Raw genomic sequence first — 561 nt, forward strand, 5'->3', positions numbered from 1 at the left:
GGCGACGGCCGCACCGGCGTAGTCGTGGCCGTCGGCGCGCTCGCCCGGCAGCGCCAGGAACAGGTCGCCGGAACCGATTCGGCGCGAGTCGAATTCGACCGCGCCGGTCACTCGCACCTCCGGGTCTGCGACGTCGTGCAGCGTGCCGCCGACGACGTCCGCGATCTCCCGCAGTGTCATCTCGATCATGAAACCGTCAAGTCCTCCGCGTGGTTACCTTGCGGACTGCGTCTTTCCAATGCGGCCGCGAGGACGTCGCGGTCGTCGAATGGGTGCTTCACGCCCTGGATCTCCTGCCCTGCCTCATGTCCCTTGCCCGCGACCAGCACCACGTCACCGGGGTGCGCCCAGTCCACCGCGGCCGCGATCGCTTCGGCCCGATCACCGATCTCGCGTACTTCGCCGCGCTCGGCCTCGGGCACCTCGAGCGCACCCGAGCGCACGGCGGCGCGGATCGCCGCCGGGTCCTCGGTGCGCGGATTGTCGTCGGTGATGATCAGCAGATCAGCCCCCCGCGGTGGACTGGGCGCACCCCGGTGACGTGGTGCTGGTCGCGGGCAA

General features: G+C 70.6%; 2 protein-coding genes. Both read right to left on the reverse strand.

What is annotated here, in order from left to right; genetic code table 11:
* Nucleotides 1–189, reverse strand: a 189-nt coding sequence (locus NA4_RS38510; RefSeq protein ID WP_245671813.1) for a Mur ligase domain-containing protein, incomplete at its 3' end; no start/stop codon positions are given.
* A partial coding sequence (locus NA4_RS38515; RefSeq protein WP_373862882.1) for a glutamate ligase domain-containing protein occupies nt 186–561 on the reverse strand: 376 nt, incomplete at its 5' end. The genes NA4_RS38515 and NA4_RS38510, both read right to left, overlap by 4 nt.

The organism is Nocardia amamiensis NBRC 102102 (assembly GCF_001612745.1).
Lineage (GTDB): Bacteria > Actinomycetota > Actinomycetes > Mycobacteriales > Mycobacteriaceae > Nocardia > Nocardia amamiensis.